The sequence below is a fragment of the Paenibacillus aestuarii genome (assembly GCF_027789125.1).
GTDB classification, from domain to species: Bacteria; Bacillota; Bacilli; order Paenibacillales; family NBRC-103111; genus Paenibacillus_E; species Paenibacillus_E aestuarii.
On the sequence record NZ_JAQFVF010000089.1, the window covers coordinates 20,292 to 46,120 of the forward strand.

The window sequence follows — 25,829 nt, forward strand, 5'->3', positions numbered from 1 at the left end:
ACTTTGCGCCTTCGGTCGAGATCTCTTCCATTGTCATAACAATTGCGTAAGTGTGCTAGCCTGATTATGCAGCGCTTTCGCTTGCTCGCCGATGTTGGCAAACTCCTCAAGCGCTTGACGAACGCGGATTTGACTGTCTGCTGCGGCAACATCCGATCGCTTGGTTCCCTTACCGATCTCAGAAACCTGCCTAACAATGTCAGCAATATTGCCTCGTACCTCTTTGGTTGCATGGTCTACCTGCTGAGCGAGCTTACGCACTTCTTTGGCAACGATATCGAACCCGCGACCGAATTTGCCAGCATGGGCCGCCTCTATTGCGGCGTTAAGCGCGAGAAGGTTCGTTTGAGAAGCAATGTCACTAATCAAACTAATGATTCCTTGGATGGAATCGACTTGATTCTGCAAGGATTGAAACAATTGCAAGTTGTCGCCGGATTCCTTGACGATACTTTCGATGGAGGAGGCTACTTCCTGACTGCGGCTAATCCCATTATCCGCCCGCTCAAGAAGTGCTTTAGCCATGTGATGTAGATCTTCTGTTACCTTAGTAACGTTACCTTCAAGACGTTCTGTAATATCGGTAGCTACCTTAACAACGGCTTGTACGTGACCATCCTGATATACAGGCATATATGTGGCCTCAAGCCAGATGATACGGCCATGCTTGGTTACACGCTGTATTTTTTCTTGAAAATGGACACCTTGTCGTAAGTTGTTCCAAAGTGTTGTGTACGCTGGACTTTCGACTAATTCTTTGGTGCAAAATTGTCTGTGCGTCATACCCGGCATCTCGGAAGCGGTGTAGGCCATAGCATTCGCGAAATTATTATTGACCCACAGTACTTTCCCGTTTAGGTCGAATTCGATCATAGCAAGTGTACTCTCCATTGCAGCAAGGACAGAACCCTCGTTTAATACTTGTGTACTTTGATGCTTTTGTGAACTATCCATATAAGCCCCCTGAATTATGGTGTCATGGTTAGGCTACAACTCAACCATCTCTATTGCTAAAATATTTTATTGTACTCAACCATTTAAATATCCTCTTTTGCACGATACTTGACAGTCAAAATTTCCCGAATCGTTACAGCATGATTTCTACTAGGACTTTCGCCGCACGTGCTGAGATGCCGAATTTTTCTTGAATAATAGGTTGATATTCACCCATGAAATGATATAGTTAGTATATCAACTACACGCACTAGGGAGACTTAGATGGACACGCCTTTATACGAACAGTTGTATATGCATATTGTTCATGAGATTCATGAAGGTAAATTGAAGAGCGGAGATCGTGTGTCCTCCGAAAAAGAGTTGGCCGAACAATTCGGCGTCAGCCGCATCACGTCGAAAAAGGCGCTTGAAAAGCTGGCTGAAGCAGGCGTCATCAAACGAATTCAGGGTAAAGGTTCGTTTGTGGCAGACGTCCACCCTTCCAACTTGGAATTCATGCGCCAACTGGAGGAACGACCGGCTCCATTGATTCATGCGCAAGATCGACCGCTTATTGGATTAATTATTCCAGGTTTTTCCGATGAATATGGCTTAAAACTTCTTCAAGCGATGGAAAAGCGGAGCGCACAGCATCAATGTGATCTGCTCATCAAGCGGACCGGCGGCAGCAAGGAAGAAGAAGAGCATGCGATCCAGCTTTTTGTCAACCTGGGCATCAAAGGCTTGATCGTGACTCCCGTCCATGGCACGCACTATAATGCGGAGCTGATTCGCCTTGTATTAGGGAAGTTTCCCGTCGTACTGGTCGACCGCTATTTGAAAGGGATTCCGGTATGTTCCGTATACACGGATAACAGGAAAGCTGCGCAAGATCTTACCCTTCACCTGATCGATAAAGGGCATCAAAACATCGCCTATTTATCGCCACCGGTGGAAAATACGTCAGCGCTGGAAGACAGGCTTCTGGGGTATCAGTTGGCTTTTACGCTGGAAGGGTTGAAGCTCAATCAGGACTATTGTTTGACCAATATTACGGGCACTCGCACAGGTTCTTGGGCAGAAGATTCAGCGATACTCAAAAACTTTTTGGAACAAAATATCGATGTCAAAGCCTTTGTTGCTTCTGAATATTCGGTAGCCACGATGCTGGCTCAAGTCGTTGACGCCTTGGGAAAGAAGGCTGACACCTACGACATCGTCTGCTTCGATTCCTTGAACGATTATTTGGGGAAGCCGATTTTTACCCACATTCAACAAGATGAAGAGCGAATGGGCGAAGAAGCAGTGGACTTGCTGATCTCGCAATTATATGGCGAAGCTGTCCCCGAACAACGAATTATTGAACATAACATGATTATAAAAGAACAGTAAATACAATGAATTCCAACAAAAACCATGAATGCCATGGTTTTTTCCTCGTTAATTCGCCCCTGTTTTGTCTCCTTTCGTCTGAAAAAGAATTTTTTTGTACAGACATGTCGCAAAATCGTAGTGGACATGGTATATTTCCCCATATTATTATACTAAGTATACAAACATATTTTACTGGCTTGTTTGTATCAGGAAGTGTCATACTATTCTTACTTTTCTGAAGGAGGTAACAGTATGTATCGGAGCAGTAAAAAAATGTTATCCATCTCCACCTGTGTCTTATGTGCATCCATGTTATTCGGTTGTTCAAAGGGGACTGAAACGACAACCACCACAGCAAGTACCAGTACCCCAGCAGCAACTAGCGCAGCTACAGCTGCGGCAAAGGAATCGAAAGCACCCGATGCCGCCAAAAAAACCATCACCATCACATACAGAGACGATGGTACTGGTGAGAACGGAACGCTTTACAAATGGATTAAAGATGTGGCCGCCAGCTATCCGAACAAAGATGTCGTCATCAAGCAGACGCCGATCCAGGCTTCTGAAGGCGACTACTTCGCGAAGATTGCGCTTGCCCTCAAATCCAAAGACACAGCACCGGATATCGTTACAGAAGACACCTTCATGTTAAACTCCGATGCCAGCGCAGGCCTCCTGTCTCCTATCGATGACAAGGTCAAAGGCTGGACCGACTGGACGAACGGTTCCTTCATCGAAGCAATGAAAAAAGGGGTAACAGCCGCCGATGGCAAGATTTACGGCGTACCGTATAACACGGACTCCCGGGGCCTCTGGTACAACAAGCAAATTTTCAAACAAGCCGGACTGCCTGAAGACTGGAAGCCAAAAACTTGGGATGAAGTCTTGAGCGCAGCAAGAACAATTAAAGAAAAAGCAGCGAAGGACGTTGTACCTATTTGGATGAATATGGGTAAAGCAACTGGGGAAGCGACTTCCATGCAAACATACGAAATGCTGCTTTATGGAACTGGCGAAAGACTTTACGATGATGCAAGTTCGAAATGGATCGTTAAAAGTCAAGGTATTATGGATGCGCTTTCATTTGTTGACAGCGTTAACAAAGAGAAGCTTGGCCCTCCTCTCTCCAAAGTATTGAATGGTCAAGCGGGCAACTCCTCTTCTCGTGAATATTTGCCAAAAGGCAAACTGGGTATCTCCTTGGACGGTTCCTGGATCGCAGGTAACTACTTGCCAAATGGCGCTGCTCCATGGCCAGAGTATAAAGACGTTCTGGGCTTCGCTCCAATGCCGACAAGCAAAGGTCAAGCACCTGGTTCCATTACACTAGCTGGCGGTTGGGCTCTCTCTATTCCTACTAATGCGCAGCATAAAGATGAGGCATGGGATTTCATCAAGTATGCCCTCAACAAAGAGAATACGCAGAAGCTTGTTGTTGCAAGCGGTAACATTACGGTTCGTGCGGACGTTGCCAAAGATCCGGGCTATACCCAAATGCCTTTCAATGCAATCGCTACCGACTATTTGAAAAATGCAGAATTCAGACCTGCTCGTGACAAATATCCAGAGGTGTCCACACAAATTCAGACTATGGTCGAGTCTGTGGCAACTGGAACCTCTCCTGCCGATGCGATGAAGAAGTATCAGCAGGACGTAACGCGAATTGTTGGAGAAGACAAAGTCAGTGTGAAGTAATGGCAGCACGCTTGCCCTGGCGCCCTATCTGAGATTACGGGAGCCAGGGCAAGCCCAGTTTGCCTTCACGTTCACCAGGGAGAAAGGAGAGAACTATGATGAGCAGTGCGGCAATTCCGGTAACATCCAGAAAGACGTACACATGGTTGTATTTTTTATTCCCTTCGTTGGCCGTTATGCTGGTTTTCTTCATCTATCCGATCTTGCTAACGTTCTTCTACTCATTTACGAACTTGGCATTGACCGGGGAATCAGCAAAACAGCTAAAATTCGTTGGTTTTGACAACTACGTCCGCATGTTTGCGGATCCGACCGTTAGGGTAAGTATCTGGAATACGTTAATCTTTCTGATCGGCTCGGCTGTCATCGGCCAACAAGTGTTGGGATTCCTGATTGCTATCTTAATGAAGCGCAAAAATAAAACGTTCCGCCGTGTGATCGGTACGATCGTCCTCGCCGGTTGGGTAACACCTGAAATCGTATGTGCATTATGTCTCTATAGCTTTTTCGGTGACGAGGGTACGCTAAACTCCATTCTAGGCGCAATCGGCATACCGACAGTGACTTGGCTGTATACCGTTCCTATGCTTACGGTTATTTTGGCCAATATCTGGCATGGAACAGCCTTCTCGATGCTTGTGTTCCAAGCAGCGCTGGACGATGTGCCGAAAGAAATCGAGGAAGCGGCGCTTGTCGACGGTGCCTCACGTTGGAGAATTTTGACATCCATTATTCTGCCTTATATTAAAGGAACGATTACGACCAATGCGATGTTGGTTACTTTACAAACGCTTGGCGTCTTCGGCCTCATCTATGCGATGACCGGCGGCGGCCCTGGCACGGCAACGACTACTTTACCAATCTTTATGTATAACCAAGCCTTCATTAACTATCAGCTCGGTTACGGTACGGCCATATCCCTGCTGCTCTTGCTTCTGGGTATTGTGTTGAGTTTATTCTATATTCGCTCTTTAAAAGAGTAAAATCACGAGGAGACTTCGTATGACTGAGATATACCGTAAAGTCGTTTATCGCACCTTGCCCTACGCAGCGCTCACCTTCATCGGCATTTGTTTCCTGCTCCCGCTCTTATGGGTGCTAGTTGCCTCCGTGGATCCTAACGCCATGCAATCGCTCAAGGTTCCCAGCTCTTTGACAGCAGGCAACTATATCGACGTGATCACTAGTCGCGCCAACCAGCGCGCATTTCTAATAGGACTCATCATTTCGCTAGGTCAAGCTTTGATTGTCGTTCTATTAGGTCTGCTAGCGGCTTATCCACTGTCCAGATATCAATTGAAGTATAAGAAGCCGTTCATGCTGACCATCCTATTTATGACCTCGCTGCCTATCACTGCAGTGATGGTTCCTGTGTATCAATTGTTTTTAACATTAAAGCTCTATGACAATATTTTCGGCGTTATTCTGTTTAAAGTCGCCTCCGCCATGCCTTATGGCATTTGGATGCTCAAAAATTTCATGGATTCCGTTCCGAACGAATTGGAAGAAGCGGCTTGGGTGGACGGAGCATCCATTCTCGCAGGCATCCGTAGAATCGTCACGCCATTGATGATTCCGGGAATATGTACGGTGGCCATCTTTACCTTCTCAGGAAGCTGGGGCAACTTCTTCGTTCCCTACATTCTCTTGAATACGCCTGAGAAGTTCCCTGCGGCGCTGAAGCTGTATCAATTCTTCGGCCAGTATGGCATGGTTGATTACGGCAAATTGGCGGCATTTTCTACGCTCTATGCCATTCCGTCGGTTGTCATGTACATCCTTTCGCAGCAATTTATGTCCAAAGGTTTCGGCCTCCAAGGCGGTACCAAAGGGTAGTTACATGCAGGGCTATTGAAGCCCGGCATCGATGTTTTTAAGAAAAAGCCTTATTAATAAGGCTTTTTTTCTTTCCTCTACTCCGCCTAAGTCAGTGAGGCATTTGCATCAATGCGATAGGTTAATTTCATTGAGGTGCACCGTGATATGCTTGCATACAAAAACTCAGATATTAATTCCGTGTTTTCTGTGCAAATTTAAATAATTGTAGAGTCTAGTACACGTACAAGAACATGTCTCAAAGCGGATATGACCCCAAAATTCTACAAGCATCTTGAAGTCAGGTAAGGTTGCTTGTGCGCAAAAAAGACGACCTATCTCCTATTTTACCAGGAAAGCATGTCGTCTTTTTGTAATTTGAATATTTACTTTAATTCAATCGGTTTTGCATCGACAGGTTCAAACTTATCCCCGTCTGTCGCACCATCAAGTAAAAAATTAACCGTTTTGATTTTGTCAAAATTACTGTCCACTTTTACAACAATTTTTCCTTTTTTTACTTGCTGGCTTGCATATAGACCGTCTAAATCGTCCGAGTAAGACGTTTGATTTGTAATGGGCACGATCTCTTCATTGTTCAAGCTAATTTTCCCTTTCGTAGGGAACCAGCTTATTTTGGAATTTGCCATATTTGTAATGCTTACATCAAAAATAATGGCATGAATAGGTTCCGTTGTCTTATCGTTTTGATAGGCCGTATCTAATGTAATATTAGAAATTTGCATCATTAAGCTCCCAGACCAGACAACTGCAATCGTTTCATAGGATTTCGTATTTTTAATACTTATCGTCCGTTTACTCTCATCCCAGCTCACATCTGCACCTAACGCCTCCGAAACTACTCGCAACGGTACATAGCTCGAACCATTAATGATTTGAACATCCGTGTCAATGGGCTTGCCGTGCACCAATAAACGAATATCGGACGCGGCGTAGGCGCCGATGCCTAATCCAAACATGAATATGCTTGATATACCAAGAATAATTAAACGCCTGTTCATTTCTTCCATCACTCCAATAACATCGTTATAAAGAGTGATTTCGACAGAATATTCCAATTTCCTTTTAAAACCGCACTTCCTTTTACTTCTTCGAACGAATGAAAGCAGGAAAGCTTAAACATCAAGGAATCTTAACAACAAGCTCGCTGAGATAAGAAGAAGTGGAGACACCATTAGACGGACCAAACTCGAATTCAACAGAATCCGCATATTTATCGTCATTGTGACTTATCTGTAATGCAATCGGCGCGTGTCCTTCCGGCACCCATCTAGCTGTAGCCTTATAGCGGCCGATCGGAATTTGATCGACGCCGGCACCGCCAGCAACTGGCCCTCCGCGTTTCGTAATCGTTTGGCCTACACTGCCATCGAGCAGCGGACCAACAGGCGTCAACGTGATTTCCAAATCGCTCATATCGAACTCCGGCAAGGAATCATCCGTTGATGTAAAGAACGGATAAATATATATCTGTCCATCAAACTTACTCCAGGTGAAGTTGCGTACAGCCCCTGTACTTCCCGAAAGCGGAAGATTCAGGTCAGCATTCAAATGGAAAGTGAAATCTTTCCCATTGAACGATTTCGTTACGTCAGCGCCCATACGATAGGTTGTTGCTATTTGCGGCAGTTCAATCCGATAATGGCCTGATTCATCCGTAACGCCAAGGAGATTACTGTCATACAACAATGTGTTATCCGCAAACACAACGATATTAGGGATTGGTTGGCCTTTTGCGTCTCGTACATAACCTTTAACGACATAAGGTTCAACATCCTCTTTTGGCGGATCTGGAATTGGGGCCGGCGTTGGTGTCGGTTCTGGAGCTGGTGTCGGTGTCGGTGTTGGTGTTGGAGCCGGCACAGGGCTTGGTGTCGGTGTCGGTGTTGGAGCCGGCACAGGGTTTGGCGTCGGTGTCGGTGTCGGTTTCACATCCGATTCTTCAATTTTTACAATCGCCTCGTTGCCACTTCTAGAATAGGACACCTCGTATCCGCTGTTTTCCGCTACAAATCGGAGCGGCACTAAAGTACTGCCATTCAAGATCTGCGCGGGTACATCCAAGCTCACGTTTTCCCCATTGACTTTGGCAGTGCTGCTGTTAATCGTCAGTTCGATGGTCATACCATCCTTGGTCCCGATCGCTTGTTGGGTCGAACCTGACTCCACCCATTTCACTTCGTAACCGAGTGTTTCGAATAATTTACGGAATGGAACGAGCGTTGAACCATCCTTCAAGATAGGTTTTGCTTGGTCAAACTGAAGCTCTTGGCCATTGAAAAACACATGAATCAGTAGACTATCAGAACTTGGTGTCGGGCTTGGTGCTGGTGCTGGACTCGGCGCCGGTGTCGGTATCGGACTTGGTGTCGGTGTCGGACTTGGCACAGGTGTCGGTGATGGCGCTGGACTCGGCGATGCTGGGGACCCTTCTGCGATCATTGGACTTTTAAACTTAATCGGTGTGGAAGATACCTTTCCCAGCGGCGTCCCGATTTCCAAGACATAATATTGCGTTTCCTTGATCGTACCGTTATCGCTCGCGTACAAATCAAAGGTAAGATCACCGTTAAATTCCCCGACCGGCATTTTTACATCTTTTTGAAATCCGGAGTTGATGATCACGTTCTCATGCGTAGGGCCGCTTGCCGTTGTAGTGGTTTTGTCTTGCACAATGCCTAATAGCCATCCGGTAGTCTCGTGGTTGGTTCGCCAAACCCCTTGAAAATTGTCCTTGCCATAGGCATCCGTGGAACGCAAGACGACGGAATTAATCGTTGTTTTCTGAGCAAGGCCCAATTTCAACCTGAAGTGCCCATCCTTATTGCCCTCAGGTGTAAAATCGGCGGATCCGACGACATCAGATCCAGTATCCAACAGGCTAAACTCCTTAATAATCACGCCTGCAGGCGCTGTCTCGCCAAAAGCATTGGCAATTCCGCCAAACGCCAAACAGCCCGTTAGCAAAAGTGTAATAACCGAAGGTTGCTTTCTTTTGTTGAAAATGGATAACATACGTTTCATTCTCCTTTTCCTCCATCTGGTGAATTTCTTTCCTGATTTAATCTTACTTCGTCGGCATTCCCGTTTTCATGAGTGAAGGCCGGGAAATAATCAGGAAAAGACTGGGAAAGCATTCAGGAAGTGATTCGGGAAAAGGGTTTACTCCGTCATATCCCCCAAATGGGGGATTGTAATCCATCACCTTTTAGATAAAATTACAACATAATGAGCTAGAGATACATTTTGTATTGAACAAACGATTATCAACTTTAGGGGGCGAAACAACTTGAAAACACCGAATGAATCCAAATTTATAGTTAAACTGTCAAGCGGAAAAATCATTAGTGAACCGATGGACTATAAAGATGCCCTGCAAGTATTTATGAAACTTTTTGATCAAGTAAGCGGTGTTTCAGTTGTACCTGACGATTCGAAAAAAGAGGAATGAAGCGGTCTATTCCCTTGAACTTCCCTTTGTTTTAACCGTGAAAATACTTAAAGCAATCGTCAAAACCACATAAGTCCAGAAGCCGTGAATCTCAAACCCGGGCAAAAACTTATCCAGCAGCCATAATTTGATTGGGGTTAACACCAGAGACGCTAGAATTAAGAAAGGTGTCGTCAAACAGCCAATTCCAATTACGATAGACAATACTGACATCGCCAAAACAAAACTATAGATGAGACTGATAACGAACATGAAGATGGAGGCTAGAACCAATGTTTGGGTATCCGAAATCGAAAGATATGGACTGAAATAGTGACTGCCGATCCAAAATACAATGATTGTGACTATAAAATTAAGAATGTTTCTCAAGTCAAGCCCCTCCTTGCATCGCTCATTCGTATACTTAAGTTTTTACCCCTTTTCCTACAATAGATCCATGTATATTTAATTTTGCAAATTTGAAAAACCCTCCATTTCCCGCACTCCAAAAGGCAGCACCTCGTGAAATTGTTATATAAATAAATATTTTACTCATTCAAAAGAAATAACTTTTTAATAACCTCTTGCTACAATGAACTTACCCCTTACAACAAGTCATCCCATATGCAAAAGAGCGATCCCGCCGCTACGCTAGTAGTTGGGGGATCGCTCCTTTTAATCAATGAAATGATGAGCGCCGCGTTATTGCCATGAAGTTGGCTTAGTCTTCGGCTTCCTCTTCAGGAACCGCGTCAGCCGGTTCACTTTCTTCTTCTCTTCCAAAATTCTCTTAATGCCGCGAATAAGTACCTTTGGCCTCATTTCATCTTGATGTTTTAATTTATGCAGTTCTTCAATAAATGATGGCTTCATGTTCACTCATCCCCTATAATTTGGTAGGACTATTCTACTATATGTGTAGAGGAATGTCGAATTTAGTCGAAACAACGATTACTTACCTAAACCATCCCCATCGCTCGCTCATACTATAATCTCATTAGCGCCCTACGCTCGGCCAGCGGCTTACACACCGGGCACACGCCAACGATTTTCCCGTTCTCGTCCGAGTAGAACGCCAGTTTCTTATTCTCCTTCCGGCAGAAAGAACATTTCTGTTGTTTCCTTGCTTGTTCCCTTTTCTTACTGTGCGCAGATAAGTGAATCACTTTATTATTATGTACCGGTACTTGGCGTTTCCTGGTTATGCGGTAAACTGAAAGCAAGATAAGAAACAGGATGATCACACCGACAATAATCCATCTCATGATTCTACCTCTTTTCGCTATAGGCTTCACTTGTGATTAAAAAAGACCACATCACCCTAATCTATAGGTGGTGCAGCCTTTCCTATTAATTGCTATGTACAAGTCGCTCAAAAGCCTGCTCGAACGCTTCCTTCGTATCCGCCTGCTTATAGCGAAATAGGCCATGGTCATCGCGGATCTCATGTTCTTCAAGCTGTAAGCTCATATATACATTGGCAATGTCCTGCGGAGGCCCCTCGACGACGAAATCGACGCCTTTCTTCTTAGGAGAAACAATATAAGCCAGCTTACTCTTCGGAGAAAAGGATTGAAACAGGACGAATTTGCCCGAACGTGTTAAGTAATCCAATTTCTCAGGATAATTCTTCTTTGTGCCGCAAGGCATTTTAAATGTGGAAATCAAAGACATCGAACGTTCAGCTCCAATGATTGATCGGTCAACCGTGTGACCATTTAGTCTTATTTTATTTGATTTCATCACTTGCTGCAAGGCTCGCAGTGCCGCCAGTCAGCAATTCTTCATTCCGTGATCGGCTTCAGGTCGCTTAGCTTCATCGTCGCTTGTCTGTTCGTATCGTGAAAGACGACCCGAATGTCTAATTGATCATTGTTAAACTCAAAAGAGAGTATCGTACAATTGCGCCCTCGGTTCTTCGTCTTTCTGGGATTGTCCGGTGCAACGACGTAAGAGCTTCCGATAGAAAGCTTCACCGTATCATGCAACTCCGTTTTCATCTGCAAAACCTCTCATGCTGTATTAATGATTTATTTTACTGATTTATTAAGCTTACCTCCAAGAAACGCATTCGTCCAGTTTTGCGGACAATAACTCACCTTTTTTTTAATCCTATTCGCATCGATAGTGTCAAATTCAGACAAACTCTCCTATTTTACACCTCTATTCATAATGTGCATTTCATGATACTTTAGTACACATAATAGATGTGAGGGTGATAGAATGATGAGAACAATCTATGAGAATTATAGAGGATTCAAAGTTAGTAAGCAGGAAGATAGGTACAACGCCAACGCCATCTCGAATGAAATCAAGTTCAGTCAATGGAAGCTCAGTGATGTTCTCGATTCCATTGATCATTTTATCGAGCTAAATTGCTCTTCTGAGATTCAGTCCGTTCTTCCGCAAAATTAATTTTTGTTCCCATATATAAAAAGACGTGCTAACCGCACGTCTTTTTGCTATTCCAGCCCATCTCGTCCTGTCGAAAAATCGAATCATTTCCTCTGGATTGTTCTTGCTTGCGTATGAATGATATCGTTTTCAAAACCATAACAATGATATAGATTCCAAACGCCGTTATGATCCACAAAATCCTAACAGATTGCGAGTGATGGAAATGGTGGCTGTGAAGTATTGTGAGAAGTGCAACGCAAGGATCGATGACGCACCTTACTGCACGTATTGTGAAGAGAAAAGCAAGTCACGCTTCGCCCCTCGAATCATTGTCTTGATCATTCTCATCTTGCTGGCAGTCACACTTCTACTCATATTCAAATAAGAAGCACCGTTACTTACGGAGCAAGACTTGTGTCTTGCTCCCTTTTTGTTATAATGCGTGCTGCACGCGGCGCTCCCTATGGCGAATAGACCATACGAGCGTACAAACCGGTAATGCCCATAAAAATGGCGCAAACACCACATACTGCTCAACAGGAACGCCTACAATCGTACCGCAGACGATGGCCAGCAGATTCCACGGAACCATCGCCGACGTGATCAGGCTGGTGTCGGCCACGACGCGGGAGAGCTGGCTGCGCGGGAAGCGCTCTTCCCAGAACGGCATCAGGCTCCGGCCGGTCATCATAATCGGCAGCGTCTGCGTGCAAGCGACTAGCGCCAGCCCGAAGCCAAACAGCGCCGTACGGACGGTGGCTGCAAACATGGAGCCGGATGTGGTTCCGAGCAGCTTCTGCATGTAGGGCTGCAGCACGCGACCGGCTTCCAGGATGCCATTGAAAGCGCCGGCTAAGGCAATCAGCGCCATCAATTCGAGCATGCTGGACAAGCCTTTGGTCTTCAGCGCTGGAAAGGCGGCGGGATGGTAGCCGGACCACATCAGTTGGACCCAGTCTGCCATGTTCACATGCTGCAGGACGGATCCTGTTACCACCGCCGCGCCGATGGACAGCAGAAAACCATATCTGGTTCGCAGGCGCAGTAGAATGGAACTTAGAAGCACGAGTACTGGGACTATCAACCATAACGAGTATGCAAAACTTCTTACAAATTGCATTTCAAGATGTACATGCGCGTTAGCGTGCCAAATGCCGTTGACATCGATTGCCGCATAAAAGGCAAAGCAGATGATAAGCGCCCCGACGGTGGTCGGCAGCATCGCTTGAAATTGCTGCTTCACCGTAACGCCTGTCGAGGCGGCAACGAGTTGGTTGGCGCTTGAGAACGGAGACGTCCTGTCCCCGACGAAAGCTCCTGAAACCAGCGCACCTGCTACCATCGGAAGCGGAATTTGCAGCAGCGCCCCGATGCCGATCAAGGGAATGCCGACAGAGCTCAGCGTGCCGCTGGAAGTGCCTAAAAGCATTGATATGATTGCTGCCAAAACAAATGAGAATGTTAAATAATAGCCAGGATGTATAAAAGCAAGCCCTTGGTCGATCATATAAGGAATGGTCCCACTTGCCGTCCACGTCGGAATCAAGATTCCGACAAGACCGAGAATCCATATGACCTCTTTCGTATGCTTGACGCCTTCCCACATACTCCTCATAAGGATGCTCCAAGAAGATCCTGCCTGTAAACTAAACATGATTAATGTGAGTAATCCGACCATAAAACCATAAACGAGCGGAATACTAAAGCCATATGCGATGCCTAGTCCCGTAATCGTAAGAGCTACGATTAGACCGAGCTGTCTGCTGGATAACATCTTTACTTCCCTTCTAACTGTGAGTCGTTGGCGACGGATTCGCCGCACCTCAGCTATTGTAGCATACAGACCTCCTCGTGAGATTGTTTTTTTGTGTTCATAATTTGACGGAAATCTGTAAAAACTTGAATGTAACTCTCAATCTGGAACTATGTCCGGGAGGAAGCTATTCATGCACCGATTTCCAAAACGTCTTTCTTTGCAACTGAAGCTTGGCCTGCTTCTGCTGTTTCCGTTCGTGGTGACAAGCCAGAGCACGGCCGGAGCGGCTGTAGCCAGCGCGAGCTCAACCGTGCAAGACAAGGTGAGTACCTATACCTACAAGCTTACTGTGAAAATGTCCAACCGGTCAGCCTATAAAAGCGAAGCCACTTTCACGGACAAAAAGCTGCTGCGCGCACTGCAGGAAGCCGCTCCAGGCAGCGCTTATACAGAGCCGCTGCTTCCGGACACAACCCTTAGCTATGCCTTCAAAGCAAAAGAACAGAACTTCAGCGTCACGCCGAAGGGTGAAGTCATCGACAGCTTCACAAAGCGCCTTCTGAATGTGCCCAGCGACGTGCAGGAGCAGCTGGCGGCGCAAGTCACGGCACTGCGGACACAGCATTACGGCGAGCTGCTCCCTTGGGAACAAGCCAAAGACGTGCTGCCCAAATATAGTAAATTTACGATCGTCGACGTCGATAGTGGGCTGAGCTTTGAAGGCCAGCGCCGTGCAGGCTCCAGCCATGCGGATGTCCAGCCGCTGACCAAAAACGATTCCGCGACGCTCAAGACGATATATGGCGGCGAATGGAGCTGGGACCGCAGAGCGGTCCTCGTCAAGCTGAACGGCCGCACGCTGGCCGGCTCCATGCACGGCATGCCGCATGGCGGTGACGGCATTCCCGGAAATGACTTCAACGGTCATTTCTGCATCCACTTCCTCGGGAGCGTCACACATGGCTCCCGCTCGCTAGATCCCTCGCACCAGCTGATGGTGCAGCGGGCGGCAGGCTTGCTGAACGAATACGTCAGCAAGCTCTCCCCTTGGGCGTTGATCGACGTGTGGATCATCGGAGCCAACCAAGGCGACCCGCAGCTGCTGCAAGTCGCCACCGGGCAAGAACAGGCTGTGCATATGCGATCGATGCGCAGGCTGTCCAAATTCGCGGAGCGAGACACCTCCAAGCTCCTGCAGCTCACCACCGTGGTCGACGTCTCGGCTACGCCGGAAGGCTCGAACACGACACGAACCCGGCGCATTCGCTTTCAACTTGAGCGCGATTCACTGGATGCCCGCTGGTATATCCGCAGCGCGGATGTCCAATAAAGAAGCCCGATCTCTCGCCAGTGTGACTAGCGAAAGATCGGGCTTTTCTTTATTCCTCCGGCTGATTGGACGCTTTGCGCAGCTCGTTGGCCAAGCGATGGAATTCCGCTCTGGCCGGATCACTCGTTGTCGCCTCGTAGCCTGCCGCGAGAAACGGAATTATTTTGTTCGCATCCGCGGTAGCAATCATATAAGGCGCCGGGGCTAAAGTATTCCAAAAGCCCTCATTGCCGTAAGATTCGTCGTAATCGACACCTATCCCGTGCAGGGTGACATCATTTTGATATTGGTACACGTTCATATACGCGGATTTTTCCCCCCGGCTCCAGGCATAGGTCTGCCAAAATTTCGAACATGCTCCGGCCGTACGTACGGCCTCGACGACGTCATACGAGCCATAGACGCCGGTAAAGTAATCTGGAGTCGCTTCGCTTGCTGCACGGATATATTCGATGACCGTCGACATTTGTGCAGAGCTAGCGTCAAAATCAACGGCAAAGTAGATGGCGCTTCCCGGCGGCTGCCCCACACTCTGTGCGACCTGCAGAGCCGTATCGCCATCAGCTAAGCCTGCACTGCGCCCGCCCAGCGCTCGGCTGGCTGTCGTCTCGAATACGGACAACAGTTGAAGCCCTGCGGCTGATATGGCGTTGGCCTCCGTTTTGGTAAGTGCTTTGGCTCCGCTCGGCACGAGATATCTCGCCACGAACACGTAACCATCCTGAACGAAAGCAGCCGCTGTCTTCGTCGTCAATGGCGTTGAACAGTCGAATCCTTTTGTCAAGCTAATCACCTGTCCCTTATCGGAAGTTGTGTACATGATCAGCTTATGCCGAACATGGCAAAGGTGACCCGGCTCTCCGTACTTGTCCGTTAATCGGCGATGTGATCCACATGCATGACGGCGTGATCGTAGGAGCTCCAATCGCCTGTGCCGATTAAATCGATCAGGTAAGGCGTGCCCTCTCCCTGACTCCCCGCTACTTGAGGTGTCTGCGGACCAATCAGTCGCTGATGGATATGCGACTGCCCTAACAAAAGCTGCTGTTTGTCATAGAACGATAGCGTAATGTCATACATGTGCGCTCCTGCCACTTTTCCGCTTATCCACGCTCTTGCGACGGTGAAATCGCCGTTCTTCTGCATGTGGAGTATACCGAGCAGCGCTTTCCCTTCATCATCTTCGAACTGATAGAAAGGTGGCAAAGGCAGCCCAAAATAATACGGGAACGTGTTTTGCAGCGTTGCCAACTGAGCTGTTTCTGCCATGTTATCCACAGGGATTAGAAGTGGAGAAGTCACGCCATGCCCGGCCCCCTCTGGATTATAGATGGCATATGGTGCACTCGTCACGATTTCGCCAGATAGCTGCCAGAAGCTGATAGTACCCCATACATATTTTTCCATAGGTCCAGGATGAATACGGCCAATCTGCCATGCGGTGTCATCTAAGGTGAATTGACCTGTTAGGTAGGTACGGTCCCCAACATGAACCGTATAAAGCCGGTTGACCGTCATGTGATCGCCATAATCCGGATTGAGTGCCGTCCCGAAAGCGTGTGATTTAGCATCTGGAACAGCGAGCTCAGGGTTGATCAGCCACTGATCGCCTCGCCAAGCCGTCTCGATCTGCAGTGCATAAAAGCCGGATGGCGAGCGGAATTCCGCTTTGGCATGCACCGTCTGTGGCGACAAAACCGCTCCGTTCGCCGATTCGTGGAAAGGCTGATCATAAAGTGGCGTATCGGCAGCCAAGTCAAGGTCCAAGCTGACCGGGCTGATGAAGCCGAGCTTGTGATTGTCGACCGGGACCCACATGGTGCCCAGCCAGGAAGTTTTTATTTGCAGCCACGAGGTTGCATCGGCTTGCTGCATATACGAGGCTTCAAACTTCGATCCCATGACCTCGACTTTTTGGGGAGTGAGCGAGGCCCATGAGGAGGTGCTGAAATCTGGTTCTGCATACAGCGGTGTCGTTTCCAGCAAGGAAATTTGGGGCGGCAAGTCACTTGGCCATGCGATGACAGACGAAGCTTCTTTTTGGACGTCGGCTGCAGAGGCGCTATGTGAAAAGCAAATCATTACAAGAAGCAGAAGATAGGCTGTCTTTTTCAAAACGTTCCCTCCAATTTCCATTCTGGTGTCTATAAAATAAATACGCGTTCTTCGCCTGAACCACCTGCTCTTTTCATCAAAATATACAAAGGAGGCGTGTCAGCCCCCTCAAATGGCACAAAAAAGAGGCTGTCGCACAAGTCATCACAGATGACCTGGAACAGCCTCTTGGGGTTTAGCCGTCCTCTCTTGCGATCGAACTCTGCTCAGCGATAATTCGCCACGTTCACGCCGAGATGGGTGCTACGTGTTCACCGAGCCAGCAACATCCGGCGTTCCGTCCGCATGCCATTTGAGCTCGCAAACGTAAGTGTGCCGGTTCGGATCATAAAGAGGATCACCGACAATCTCTTTATAATTTCTGGCATGGAACACCAGCAGATCATGGCTTCCATCCTCAGAAACGGTAAAACTATTGTGGCCTGGTCCGTATAGCTGGATTTGCTCATTGGTGACGAGCACCGGTTGGCGGGATTTGTTCCACGAGCGCGGATCCAGCAGATTCGCATTTTCATCAGCAGTTAAAAGCCCCATGCAATAATGATGATCCGTAGCACTTGCCGAATACGTAATGAAAATCCGCCCATGGCGTTTGAGCACAGCAGCGCCCTCATTCACTTTGAAGCCGATGATTTCCCAGTCAAACTCGGGCATCGACAGCATGGCTTGCTGGCCACGCAGCGTCCAAGGACTGCTCATTTCCGAAATGTACAGATTGGAGTTTCCTGGAATATGCAAATCTTTTTGCGCCCAGACCAGGTAACGGACACCACGATGTTCAAAAGAGGTCGCATCCAGCGCGAAGCTTTCCCATGCGGTCCGCAGCTGTCCTTTCTCCACCCACTGGCCGTCCAGCGGGTCCGTGGAGCTATTTTCCAACACATACATGCGATGATCAAAAAGGCCCTCATTCGTCTCCGTCGTTCTGGCGGCCGCAAAATAGATATACCATTTGCCATCGACGAAGTGCAGCTCCGGCGCCCAAATGTTGGCGCTTAACGGGCCTGCATCATGTTTGCGCCACGCGACAACCGGCACGCTCTCTCGGAGACCGGCAATCGTAGCGGAGCGCCTAATTTCGATACGGTCATATTCAGGCACAGATGCCGTGAAGTAATAGAAACCGTCCGTATGTTTATAAATCCACGGATCAGCTCGCTGCTCCAGCACAGGGGTCAAGCGGATCGTTTCTTGATCGTTGTTCATATCTACACTTCTCCTTTATGCAGTCTGTTCGCCACCTCTACCCCTTCACACCGCCAACGGTAAGTCCGGATACAAAAAATCGCTGAAAGAAAATAAAAACGAGCAGGATGGGCAAAATCGCCAGGACGGAGCCGGCTATTAAAATGTCATAATTGTTCCCGTACGGAGTGACTAGCGACGACAACCCGATTGGCAAGGTTAATTTATTGCCTGTTTTGAGCACAATCATCGGCCACACGAAGCTGTTCCAGCTTGCCAAAGCTTGCAGAATCGCCATCGCCCCGAACGCCGGCGCCAACAGCGGCACCATTATTTTGAAGAAGATGCCATATTCCGAACAACCATCGATTCTCCCCGCATCCATGAAGTCCTTGGGCAGTCCCGCTGCATACTGGCGGAAAAAGAAGATCGGCAGCGGTGCGACAACGAACGGCAGGATCACCCCGCTGTACGCATCGATCAGATGCAAGCTGATCATCTGTTTATAAAGCGGCAGCATAATGATTTCGACGGGCACCATCATGACGAGCAGCACGAGTACAAAGATGACATTCCTGCCCACGAACCGGTACATGGCCAGCCCGTAACCGACCATGGACGATAACAATAAGCAGCACGCTGTATAGACAACAGAGATCAGGACGCTGTTTTTATACCAAATCAAATACTTCTTCGCTGAAGCCGAGAACAGGAAAGCATAGTTATGTAAAGATATTAGCTCTGGCTGCAGCCGCACATTTAAGCCATAACGCAGCATTTCTTTGGAAGGCTTGAGTGAAGCGAGCGCCAGACAATAGAACGGAAATAAGGCCAAAATGGCGAGAACCAAAAACAACAAAAGCAGCAAAGAGGCTTGCAGACGTGTATGCGATTGTACAGGCATGTCCTAATCCTCCTTTTTGAACAGACCGAAAAATTTCAGCTGAATCACGTTGATCACCATCGTCACAGCAAGCAAGGTAATCCCGATGGCCGAGCCGAAGCCGAGATTATTTTTCTCAATGCCTTCCCGGTACAAAAGACCAATCATGGTGAGGCCGATATCGTTCGGAGAGCGGTTGCCGTTCCATAGGATGAAGCTTTCCGTAAACATCGAATAGCCGCCGTAGATGGAGATTGTGATGACATAAATGGCAACCGGCTTCAGCAGCGGCAATGTAATCCGCCAGAAGCGGTCCCATTTGCCTGCGCCGTCGATCTGCGCCGATTCATACAGTTCCTGCGGAATGCTCTGCAGGGCGGACAAAAAGTAGATGATATTGACGCCTGTGAACCTCCATGTCGCCAAGATGACAAGGACGAGCATGCCGGTGAAGGAATTCGCCAACCAGTTGATCGTCGGCAGTCCCAGCAGATGACGGAACGCATTCATCACGGAGTCGTCCAAACTGCCGAAGACCAGCCGAAAGACGGTGCCGGCCACGACGACGGAGGTCAACGAGGGGATAAACAAGGCCGAACGGAAAAAGGCGCTGGCCTTAGTCAGCTTCGTATTCAGAAATACGGCCAAAATCAATGGCAGAGGAATCAGCACGAGCAGCGTCCAGAACGTGTACCGACTGCTGTTCCACAGCGCTGTGATGAACGATTCGCTCCACAAATTTTGGTAATTTGTAAGACCGATAAAATGCGTTTGACCAGGCAAAACCTCCTGAAAACTCATGACGATCGTGTTGACGACCGGATAGGCAAAGAAGATCAGAAATGACAAAATAAACGGCAGAACAAACACGTATGGAGCGATGCGGGAGGAATACAGAAATTTATTCATTCGATTATCGCTACTCCTCTCTGGAAGACGCTGCCGGCCTTGCCCTGTACGGTTTTAAGGCTGAGCCGGCAGACGGAACGCTATCGTTTGGACAGCTGGTGCAGTTTCGGATTACTTTATATTTTTCACGGCATCGTCCAGTACTTGTTTCGGATCTTTCAAATCATTCAAAGCCTGGAACATCGCCTTTGTCTTGAGATAGTCGGACACGGCTGGTGTTTTTTCTTTGATATTGGTCGGCGCGATCTCATTCTTAACGGAAATAAGCACATCCCACAGATTTTTACCGAAGTAAGCCGTAAATTTGTTGTCAGCTTTCAAAGCCGGATCGGACCATACATCGGAGCGAATCGGATCAAATCCGAGCTGTGACCAAATTTGAATGTTGCCCTCTTTGGACAATTTCGCAAATGCAAGGAATTTTTTGGCAACCTCTTGATTTTTGGATTGCTTGGTAATGACCGTGCCCGTTCCTCCCATCCCGGAGGAGTGCATATCGCCTTGCTTGAACACAGGCATCTGCTTGATGATGATTTTGCCTTTCAGATCAGGCATGTAGTCCGTGAAACGTCCCATATACCACATCGGCATCCACACCGACGCTGCGCCTCCTTTGTTCATGAAGCCGTAATACTCTTCGGCGTGATGGAAGCCGCCTGGCGCCACGATGGCCACCTTCTCCTTCACCAGCTTCTGCAGGTAGGTCAGCACTTCGGTATTGACCGGATCACCGAGTGTCACATTGCCACTCTTATCCAAAAAGTCTGAACCGTGCTGCACCACAAGCGGCCAATAAGACCATTGATCCTGCGTTTCTACGGTCGTCATCGGTTTGCCTGTTTTTTCCAAAACCTGCTTGCCCGCCTTCTCATAATCGTCCCATGTTTTGATATCGTCCGCATTGACGCCTGCTTTATCAAGGATTTCCTTGTTATAGTAAATGACCTGTGCGCCAACATGATAATCAATGCCGTAATACTTGCCATCTTTGGCATAATTATCGAGCCTGGACATGACCAGATTGCTCTTTTCCGGCTCCACAATATCGTTCAATTCCGCCAGCTGCACGTCACCTTTGAGGAAGTTGCCGATTTTACTGATCTCAATGTCCGCCATATCAGGCGCACCGGTTCCCGATTGCAGGGCAACGAGCAATTTATTGTGGTTGTCATCGTAAGGAAAAGTCGTCGCTTCCAGCGTGATCGGCTGCTCAGGGTGCGCTTTGTTCCAAGAATCCGCCATGCTCTCAAAAAACTTCTGATGCAGCTCGTTAAACGTCCAGAAGCTCAATTTCACCGCTTTGCCTGACGAGGCGGCGCCGCCTGCTTGGGCAGCTGTGGTCGCACTGGCGCCGGCGCTGTCGCTCGACGTACCTGTACCTGTGCTCGATGTGCAAGCCGTTACAAAAAGCATGGAAGCCAAGATGGCCGCAGAAGATAATTGCAGCTTTCTCTTCATACAAGGAATCCCCTCCAAATGGAAATTTTTAAATGGCGATAGCTGTCTTGAAAATCTCAGTTCATCGTGTAAGCGCTTCACACAACAAATTATAGAACATATGGATGCGTAATTATATAACCAATTCATTATAAAATTATGTTTATTATAATTTACTTTTTGGACTGCCCCATATATATAGATCAAAATATAATAAATATATTTATTATCATGAAAAGTATTCCCTTTTTCATATTTTTAGGTACAATACTAGTAATACATAAAGGAATCAGGTGACAGATGAATGACGAAAACTCCACTTTATAAACAAATCTACCAATCGATTAAAGATAAAATTATTTCCGGCGAACTGCGGCCCAAAGACCGTGTCCCTTCCGAGCAGGAATTCATGGATGAATTTATGGTCAGCAAAATTACGGTAAAGAACGCCCTGGCCGCCCTTGTTGATGAAGGGCTAGTCACACGAATTCAAGGGAAAGGCACTTTCGTAGCCGCCGTACCCGCTTCAGTTGCCGTCAACCCGCTGCCTCTCGCCAACCGGTCTGCGTCCTCAACGGCCAAAAGTTACATCGGTCTGATTATCCCGACTATGAAAACGAAAGTCATTCAACGGCTCGTCGATTACATTGAATATTATGTCAAAGAAGCCGGCTACCAACTGATCCTGCATATTACTCGCGAGTCCTCGAGCGAAGAGTCCCGCTCGGTGCAGGAATTGATCGGCACCCCCGGCGTATGCGGGATTATCGTTTTCCCGACGGAGGATGAGCGTTATAATGAATCGCTCCTCAGGCTCTCGCTGGATAAATATCCGTTCGTCTTCATCGACCGGTACTTGCGCAACATTGAAACGTACCGCATCACCTCCGACAACTGGGGCGGAGCTTACCAGACCGTGAGCAGGCTGCTGCAAAAGGGGCATGAGCGCATTGCGCTTGTCTCGCCGGACAACACGAACACGTCGATCGAAGATCGCACGCATGGCTTTGAGAAAGCTTTTATCGACAACAACATCCCGATTGATAAAAGCTTATGGTGCCACGTGCCGATCGACATTCTCCGCAATGGCGGCACATCGGCTTATGTGGAGAGCTTCCTGCAGCAGCAGCCGCATATCACCGCTGTGTTCGCCTTGACCGCGGAGATGACGCGGTTGACGCACCATGCGCTGCATCAGGAGCAAGGGCTGAATCCGCAGATCGAGCTTGTTTCCTTCGATGATCCGGAAATCCCGGGAATCTCGCATGTTCTGCAGGATGAGGAGCAGATGGCACATTCCGCCGTTCAGCTGTTGCTGGATCAGCTGGAAGGGCATTATGTGCCGCAGCGTGTGGAAATTCCAGTACAGTGGGTTGAGATTTGAATCTCATCATAACGAATAAAAAGCTGCTCGTTCATGGAACGAAGCAGCTTTTTCTCAATTTGTAATACCTATCTATTCGCTTCCCGCTATCTTGAAGCGACTGATTTGCGTTTGCAGATCTTCAGCCATCTGCGATAAAGCCATGGAGGAGGAGGATATTTCCTCCATCGAAGCCAGCTGCTCTTCCGTGGCGGCGGAAATATTTTGCGTACCGGCTGCTGAAGTCTGGGCAGCTCCATTAATCTCCTCGATGGAGTAGATCATCTGTTCAGTCCCTGTGGCCATCTGCTGAACCGCAGTCGTGACCTCCTGCACTTGATCCACGACTTGGCTTACAGCCTGCTGGATTTGTTCGAAAGACGCTCCTGCTGATCGTACCGTCTCCATGCCGCTTGACACTTCCGACGTTGCAGATTTCATGGAGTGAACAGCTTTGTTCATATCCGTCTGAATCGTCGAGATAATCAAGGAAATTTCGCTAGCAGAATGCGAAGACTGTTCAGCCAGCTTGCGAACCTCCGCCGCAACAACCGCGAATCCTCTGCCTCCTTCTCCCGCTCTGGCCGCTTCAATCGCCGCATTTAAAGCCAGTAAGTTGGTTTGCACGGCGATTGTTGTAATGGCCCCAACAATTTCCCCGATCTGTTCCGACCGCTGGCCTAAACCGTCAATGACTTGTCCCAAGCCGTCGATCGCTGTATGAATGGAGTTCATTTGACGGCTTACGGTTTGAATGGCCGCATTGCCTTCGATTGATTTGTCAGACGCTTGCTTCGCTGTTGCCGTAACGACTTGCGCACTTGCCGCGATCTGCTGCACGCCTTCTCCCATTTGCTTCAGCGTTCGTGTCGCTTCATCAACGGACTGAACTTGATTATTGACCCCGTCAGCCACACCTTGAACCGTATTGGCAATATGTTCGCTCGCTGTACTGGTTTGCTCGGCGCTCGCCGTTAGCTCTGCCGAGAAAGCTGCCACCTGATGCGAGGTTTCGGCAATTTGTCCGAATAAGCCTCGCAGCTGCTCCATCATTTTATTGAAGGAAGCTGTTAACTGGCCGAGCTCGTCCTTGGAACGGTAACTGAGATGGCCGGTGAAATCTCCGTTCTCCGCTTCCGCCATCTTCGCTTGAAGTTTGATAATCGGATTTACGATCATCCGGGTTATGAGGATACCCAATCCAATACAAACGGCAATCATAATGAGTGAAACTAGGATAGAAAACACGATGCTACGTTTCGCATTCCTGTCGTTGGCACTGCTCATTTCACTAGCCATGGATGTGAATGAGGATTCGATCTGCTCGTTGATTGCCTTTATGTTATTTATGGCAATGATTCCTTTCGTTTTATACAGACTGTAGGCCTCATCATTTTTATTGACCGCCCCAAGGTCTAACATTTGTTTAAGTATGTCCAAATAATCGGGGTAAATGGCTATTAACTTGACTACTAGTTCCTTTTGTTCTGACGATATGTTGGAACCTCGCAGATCTTCAAGCATTTGGTTATTGGCATCGGCTAGCTGCTGATAGCTATCTACCAACTGTTTACCTTCTTCATCCGTTACGTTTTGCATACTTTGGAATGTTACAGATTCCATCTGTTTATTGTTCGTTCGAAACGTACCGAAACTTACAGACGGTACCAAATTATCCTTGTACATCGATGTCGTGCTGTTGGAAAGTCCAGACATCGTAAAATATCCGGTTCCCGTCAGAGTAACCATTGCCAAGACAAAAATACTAATTAGCACAAGCAATTTTCTAGAGACGGTTAAATTACGCATAATTTCGTTTTCTCCTTAGGAAGTATTTAAACTGTTCTGTACGCTTAGTTACAGTCTTTTACAAAGTTTTGATACATCCACAAAGATAACATTTAACTTTTAAATAAATATCGCAAAACAGTTTCATAATTATTTTTTTTCCATATAATTGTTTAATATTTGAACTCATCCTTGTAGCTTTTCATTTTCAGCCCCGTTCTTCTCAAGTGTACGGCAACGTCTGCCCTTAGCTCCGCTCGTTTGAACGCTTCGTTCCAGTTGTTGCGAACCTTTTTGAACGCAGCTGTATCCTGCCGGTACAGATCTTCGCCGAAACCGAAAATATCCGCTCCGAATTCATCCTGAACCTTGTTCATCGTATGCTCCAAGGATGCTTGCAATTGTTGTCCTGCCAATTGTTCTAACTTCAAGTAGGTTTGTGGCTCGGATAAATCCGCTTTACAAGACATCCCGTCGAGGTTACCGTTAATAAATATTTGCACAATGACATGCGGTTTGCCGCCGTCGTAGAACGCCTTGATCTTCGTTCCTGAATCATACACATTGACATCAAAATGCTCATTATCTTGACAAGGTACCGACAATACGGTGTTTTTGATCATGTCCTGGGTCCACAAATAATTCCGCGTATCGTCCAAATTGAGATGTCCGACAAGCTTCTGCTTGTTAAATACGCCAAGACCCGTCAAGATTACGTTATTGCGCAGGTTATCGGATTTTAAATTTTCATCTTTCGAGCCTGCTTCCGCATTCCCTTGGACGGCAACTGACTCCATGACAGGATCTCTGCCTTCAGAGCTGAATGCTTCAATCATGTCTTTCATTTTAACTTGCGGATCTCCGCCCCATTCATGATTTAAATTCCCGCTTTGCCGAAACAATTTGGTTGAAGGTGAAATCCCACCCGGTATAATCGTAGAGATCGCTTCCAGCGCGGTACCATGTGTAACCAATACCATGTTGAAATCGTCCCGCAGCTCCCAATCCCGTTCCAAAAAATCCAAAAAGTCCAAATTGCCTTCTCGGGCTACTTCCTCGTTCAAAGCAAATATGCGCACGTGTGAATAAATGACTTTACGGGGAAGCCCGACATTCAATTTACGTCGCAATTCTTCTACTGTATTCCCTTCCTGACTATAAACGATAGCAGGAATCGAGCCTCCTCCGCTCTTTTTTCCCATCTCTGACGGATTAATTATCTGAACGGAAAGCTTCCATTTCATATGCTCACCTTTATCCAACGCCATGCCGAAGGCAACAAATAAATTATTAACTTCAACGGTGTTGCATCCGGACAACAGAATAAGCACTGTGAGTCCCGTTAGAAAAGAACGTTTGATCACATTCATGGCTGCCTGCTCCTCCATTTCTCAG

At 47.5% G+C, this 25,829-nt stretch carries 25 protein-coding genes; 8 read left to right on the forward strand and 17 right to left on the reverse strand.

Annotated features, from left to right (window positions below):
* Nucleotides 1-33 precede the first annotated feature (33 nt).
* Nucleotides 34-954, reverse strand: coding sequence for a methyl-accepting chemotaxis protein (locus O9139_RS29955; protein ID WP_270885406.1), 921 nt, complete (start codon nt 952-954; stop codon nt 34-36).
* A gap of 264 nt (nt 955-1,218) precedes the next feature.
* Between O9139_RS29955 and O9139_RS29960 the strand changes: the two genes are divergently transcribed.
* The 4 genes from O9139_RS29960 to O9139_RS29975 all read left to right on the forward strand — a co-directional run bounded on the left by O9139_RS29960 (nt 1,219) and on the right by O9139_RS29975 (nt 5,841).
* Nucleotides 1,219-2,328, forward strand: a complete 1,110-nt coding sequence (locus O9139_RS29960) for a GntR family transcriptional regulator (protein WP_270885407.1) — start codon at nt 1,219-1,221, stop codon at nt 2,326-2,328.
* Nucleotides 2,329-2,562: 234 nt separating this feature from the next.
* The gene (locus O9139_RS29965; protein ID WP_270885408.1) at nt 2,563-4,005 is read left to right on the forward strand and encodes an ABC transporter substrate-binding protein; all 1,443 of its coding nucleotides are present in this window, start codon (nt 2,563-2,565) and stop codon (nt 4,003-4,005) included.
* A 95-nt stretch (nt 4,006-4,100) separates the two neighbouring features.
* Nucleotides 4,101-4,988: a carbohydrate ABC transporter permease gene (locus O9139_RS29970; protein WP_377525414.1), complete on the forward strand. Its 888-nt coding sequence runs from the start codon at nt 4,101-4,103 to the stop codon at nt 4,986-4,988.
* Nucleotides 4,989-5,007: 19 nt separating this feature from the next.
* A complete protein-coding gene (locus O9139_RS29975) occupies nt 5,008-5,841 on the forward strand; it encodes a carbohydrate ABC transporter permease (RefSeq protein WP_270885409.1) in 834 nt (277 codons plus the stop codon).
* Nucleotides 5,842-6,206: 365 nt separating this feature from the next.
* On the opposite strand, the gene O9139_RS29980 is transcribed toward O9139_RS29975, so the two are convergent.
* Nucleotides 6,207-6,851: a copper amine oxidase N-terminal domain-containing protein gene (locus O9139_RS29980; RefSeq protein ID WP_270885410.1), complete on the reverse strand. Its 645-nt coding sequence runs from the start codon at nt 6,849-6,851 to the stop codon at nt 6,207-6,209.
* A gap of 112 nt (nt 6,852-6,963) precedes the next feature.
* Nucleotides 6,964-8,865, reverse strand: coding sequence for a stalk domain-containing protein (locus tag O9139_RS29985; protein WP_270885411.1), 1,902 nt, complete (start codon nt 8,863-8,865; stop codon nt 6,964-6,966).
* A 265-nt stretch (nt 8,866-9,130) separates the two neighbouring features.
* Between O9139_RS29985 and O9139_RS29990 the strand changes: the two genes are divergently transcribed.
* Nucleotides 9,131-9,292, forward strand: a complete 162-nt coding sequence (locus O9139_RS29990; RefSeq protein WP_270885412.1) for a hypothetical protein — start codon at nt 9,131-9,133, stop codon at nt 9,290-9,292.
* A 6-nt stretch (nt 9,293-9,298) separates the two neighbouring features.
* Here O9139_RS29990 and O9139_RS29995 read toward each other — a convergent pair whose 3' ends face one another.
* The 5 genes from O9139_RS29995 to O9139_RS30015 form a co-directional block, all read right to left on the reverse strand.
* A complete protein-coding gene (locus tag O9139_RS29995) occupies nt 9,299-9,661 on the reverse strand; it encodes a phage holin family protein (RefSeq protein WP_270885413.1) in 363 nt (120 codons plus the stop codon).
* Nucleotides 9,662-9,973: 312 nt separating this feature from the next.
* Nucleotides 9,974-10,144, reverse strand: a complete 171-nt coding sequence (locus O9139_RS30000; RefSeq protein WP_270885414.1) for a hypothetical protein — start codon at nt 10,142-10,144, stop codon at nt 9,974-9,976.
* A gap of 113 nt (nt 10,145-10,257) precedes the next feature.
* On the reverse strand, nt 10,258-10,536 hold the full coding sequence (locus O9139_RS30005; RefSeq protein ID WP_270885415.1) for a hypothetical protein: 279 nt from the start codon (nt 10,534-10,536) through the stop codon (nt 10,258-10,260).
* 85 nt (nt 10,537-10,621) lie between these two features.
* Nucleotides 10,622-10,945 (reverse strand): hypothetical protein, encoded by a 324-nt coding sequence (locus tag O9139_RS30010; protein WP_270885416.1) that lies wholly within the window; start codon nt 10,943-10,945, stop codon nt 10,622-10,624.
* 110 nt (nt 10,946-11,055) lie between these two features.
* Nucleotides 11,056-11,271, reverse strand: a complete 216-nt coding sequence (locus tag O9139_RS30015) for a hypothetical protein (protein ID WP_270885417.1) — start codon at nt 11,269-11,271, stop codon at nt 11,056-11,058.
* Nucleotides 11,272-11,494: 223 nt separating this feature from the next.
* Here O9139_RS30015 and O9139_RS30020 point away from each other — a divergent pair, with 223 nt between their 5' ends.
* Nucleotides 11,495-11,686 (forward strand): hypothetical protein, encoded by a 192-nt coding sequence (locus O9139_RS30020; protein ID WP_270885418.1) that lies wholly within the window; start codon nt 11,495-11,497, stop codon nt 11,684-11,686.
* A gap of 415 nt (nt 11,687-12,101) precedes the next feature.
* Here O9139_RS30020 and O9139_RS30025 read toward each other — a convergent pair whose 3' ends face one another.
* A complete protein-coding gene (locus O9139_RS30025; RefSeq protein ID WP_270885419.1) occupies nt 12,102-13,442 on the reverse strand; it encodes a Na+/H+ antiporter NhaC family protein in 1,341 nt (446 codons plus the stop codon).
* Nucleotides 13,443-13,614: 172 nt separating this feature from the next.
* Between O9139_RS30025 and O9139_RS30030 the strand changes: the two genes are divergently transcribed.
* Entirely contained in the window at nt 13,615-14,754 is a 1,140-nt protein-coding gene (locus tag O9139_RS30030; RefSeq protein ID WP_270885420.1) for a hypothetical protein, read from the forward strand.
* A gap of 49 nt (nt 14,755-14,803) precedes the next feature.
* Here O9139_RS30030 and O9139_RS30035 read toward each other — a convergent pair whose 3' ends face one another.
* The 6 genes from O9139_RS30035 to O9139_RS30060 all read right to left on the reverse strand — a co-directional run bounded on the left by O9139_RS30035 (nt 14,804) and on the right by O9139_RS30060 (nt 21,304).
* Complete coding sequence (locus O9139_RS30035; RefSeq protein WP_377525559.1) at nt 14,804-15,547, reverse strand: DUF1906 domain-containing protein; 744 nt, start codon at nt 15,545-15,547, stop codon at nt 14,804-14,806.
* A gap of 80 nt (nt 15,548-15,627) precedes the next feature.
* Nucleotides 15,628-16,869 (reverse strand): hypothetical protein, encoded by a 1,242-nt coding sequence (locus O9139_RS30040; RefSeq protein WP_270885422.1) that lies wholly within the window; start codon nt 16,867-16,869, stop codon nt 15,628-15,630.
* Between the two features lie 243 nt (nt 16,870-17,112).
* Nucleotides 17,113-18,075, reverse strand: coding sequence for a glycoside hydrolase family 43 protein (locus O9139_RS30045; RefSeq protein WP_270885423.1), 963 nt, complete (start codon nt 18,073-18,075; stop codon nt 17,113-17,115).
* A 37-nt stretch (nt 18,076-18,112) separates the two neighbouring features.
* Nucleotides 18,113-18,958: a carbohydrate ABC transporter permease gene (locus O9139_RS30050; RefSeq protein WP_270885424.1), complete on the reverse strand. Its 846-nt coding sequence runs from the start codon at nt 18,956-18,958 to the stop codon at nt 18,113-18,115.
* Between the two features lie 3 nt (nt 18,959-18,961).
* Nucleotides 18,962-19,846, reverse strand: a complete 885-nt coding sequence (locus tag O9139_RS30055) for a carbohydrate ABC transporter permease (protein WP_270885425.1) — start codon at nt 19,844-19,846, stop codon at nt 18,962-18,964.
* 111 nt (nt 19,847-19,957) lie between these two features.
* Nucleotides 19,958-21,304 (reverse strand): ABC transporter substrate-binding protein, encoded by a 1,347-nt coding sequence (locus O9139_RS30060; RefSeq protein ID WP_270885426.1) that lies wholly within the window; start codon nt 21,302-21,304, stop codon nt 19,958-19,960.
* Between the two features lie 283 nt (nt 21,305-21,587).
* Here O9139_RS30060 and O9139_RS30065 point away from each other — a divergent pair, with 283 nt between their 5' ends.
* The gene (locus tag O9139_RS30065) at nt 21,588-22,667 is read left to right on the forward strand and encodes a GntR family transcriptional regulator (RefSeq protein WP_270885427.1); all 1,080 of its coding nucleotides are present in this window, start codon (nt 21,588-21,590) and stop codon (nt 22,665-22,667) included.
* Between the two features lie 72 nt (nt 22,668-22,739).
* Here O9139_RS30065 and O9139_RS30070 read toward each other — a convergent pair whose 3' ends face one another.
* A complete protein-coding gene (locus tag O9139_RS30070; protein WP_270885428.1) occupies nt 22,740-24,455 on the reverse strand; it encodes a HAMP domain-containing methyl-accepting chemotaxis protein in 1,716 nt (571 codons plus the stop codon).
* Nucleotides 24,456-24,607: 152 nt separating this feature from the next.
* Nucleotides 24,608-25,804, reverse strand: coding sequence for a Ger(x)C family spore germination protein (locus tag O9139_RS30075; RefSeq protein ID WP_270885429.1), 1,197 nt, complete (start codon nt 25,802-25,804; stop codon nt 24,608-24,610).
* Between the last annotated feature and the right edge of the window lie 25 nt (nt 25,805-25,829).

Excerpts from the sequence above, each read along its gene's own strand:
- O9139_RS29955 (WP_270885406.1), bottom strand. The coding sequence starts at position 954 with ATGGATAGTTCACAAAAGCATCAAAGTACACAAGTATTAAACGAGGGT.
- O9139_RS29960 (WP_270885407.1), top strand. The coding sequence starts at position 1,219 with ATGGACACGCCTTTATACGAACAGTTGTATATGCATATTGTTCATGAG.
- O9139_RS29965 (WP_270885408.1), top strand. The coding sequence starts at position 2,563 with ATGTATCGGAGCAGTAAAAAAATGTTATCCATCTCCACCTGTGTCTTA.
- O9139_RS29970 (WP_377525414.1), top strand. The coding sequence starts at position 4,101 with ATGATGAGCAGTGCGGCAATTCCGGTAACATCCAGAAAGACGTACACA.
- O9139_RS29975 (WP_270885409.1), top strand. The coding sequence starts at position 5,008 with ATGACTGAGATATACCGTAAAGTCGTTTATCGCACCTTGCCCTACGCA.
- O9139_RS29980 (WP_270885410.1), bottom strand. The coding sequence starts at position 6,851 with ATGGAAGAAATGAACAGGCGTTTAATTATTCTTGGTATATCAAGCATA.
- O9139_RS29985 (WP_270885411.1), bottom strand. The coding sequence starts at position 8,865 with ATGAAACGTATGTTATCCATTTTCAACAAAAGAAAGCAACCTTCGGTT.
- O9139_RS30000 (WP_270885414.1), bottom strand. The coding sequence starts at position 10,144 with ATGAAGCCATCATTTATTGAAGAACTGCATAAATTAAAACATCAAGAT.
- O9139_RS30005 (WP_270885415.1), bottom strand. The coding sequence starts at position 10,536 with ATGAGATGGATTATTGTCGGTGTGATCATCCTGTTTCTTATCTTGCTT.
- O9139_RS30010 (WP_270885416.1), bottom strand. The coding sequence starts at position 10,945 with ATGTCTTTGATTTCCACATTTAAAATGCCTTGCGGCACAAAGAAGAAT.
- O9139_RS30015 (WP_270885417.1), bottom strand. The coding sequence starts at position 11,271 with ATGAAAACGGAGTTGCATGATACGGTGAAGCTTTCTATCGGAAGCTCT.
- O9139_RS30020 (WP_270885418.1), top strand. The coding sequence starts at position 11,495 with ATGATGAGAACAATCTATGAGAATTATAGAGGATTCAAAGTTAGTAAG.
- O9139_RS30025 (WP_270885419.1), bottom strand. The coding sequence starts at position 13,442 with ATGTTATCCAGCAGACAGCTCGGTCTAATCGTAGCTCTTACGATTACG.
- O9139_RS30030 (WP_270885420.1), top strand. The coding sequence starts at position 13,615 with ATGCACCGATTTCCAAAACGTCTTTCTTTGCAACTGAAGCTTGGCCTG.
- O9139_RS30045 (WP_270885423.1), bottom strand. The coding sequence starts at position 18,075 with ATGAACAACGATCAAGAAACGATCCGCTTGACCCCTGTGCTGGAGCAG.
- O9139_RS30050 (WP_270885424.1), bottom strand. The coding sequence starts at position 18,958 with ATGCCTGTACAATCGCATACACGTCTGCAAGCCTCTTTGCTGCTTTTG.
- O9139_RS30055 (WP_270885425.1), bottom strand. The coding sequence starts at position 19,846 with ATGAATAAATTTCTGTATTCCTCCCGCATCGCTCCATACGTGTTTGTT.
- O9139_RS30060 (WP_270885426.1), bottom strand. The coding sequence starts at position 21,304 with ATGAAGAGAAAGCTGCAATTATCTTCTGCGGCCATCTTGGCTTCCATG.
- O9139_RS30065 (WP_270885427.1), top strand. The coding sequence starts at position 21,588 with ATGACGAAAACTCCACTTTATAAACAAATCTACCAATCGATTAAAGAT.
- O9139_RS30070 (WP_270885428.1), bottom strand. The coding sequence starts at position 24,455 with ATGCGTAATTTAACCGTCTCTAGAAAATTGCTTGTGCTAATTAGTATT.
- O9139_RS30075 (WP_270885429.1), bottom strand. The coding sequence starts at position 25,804 with ATGAATGTGATCAAACGTTCTTTTCTAACGGGACTCACAGTGCTTATT.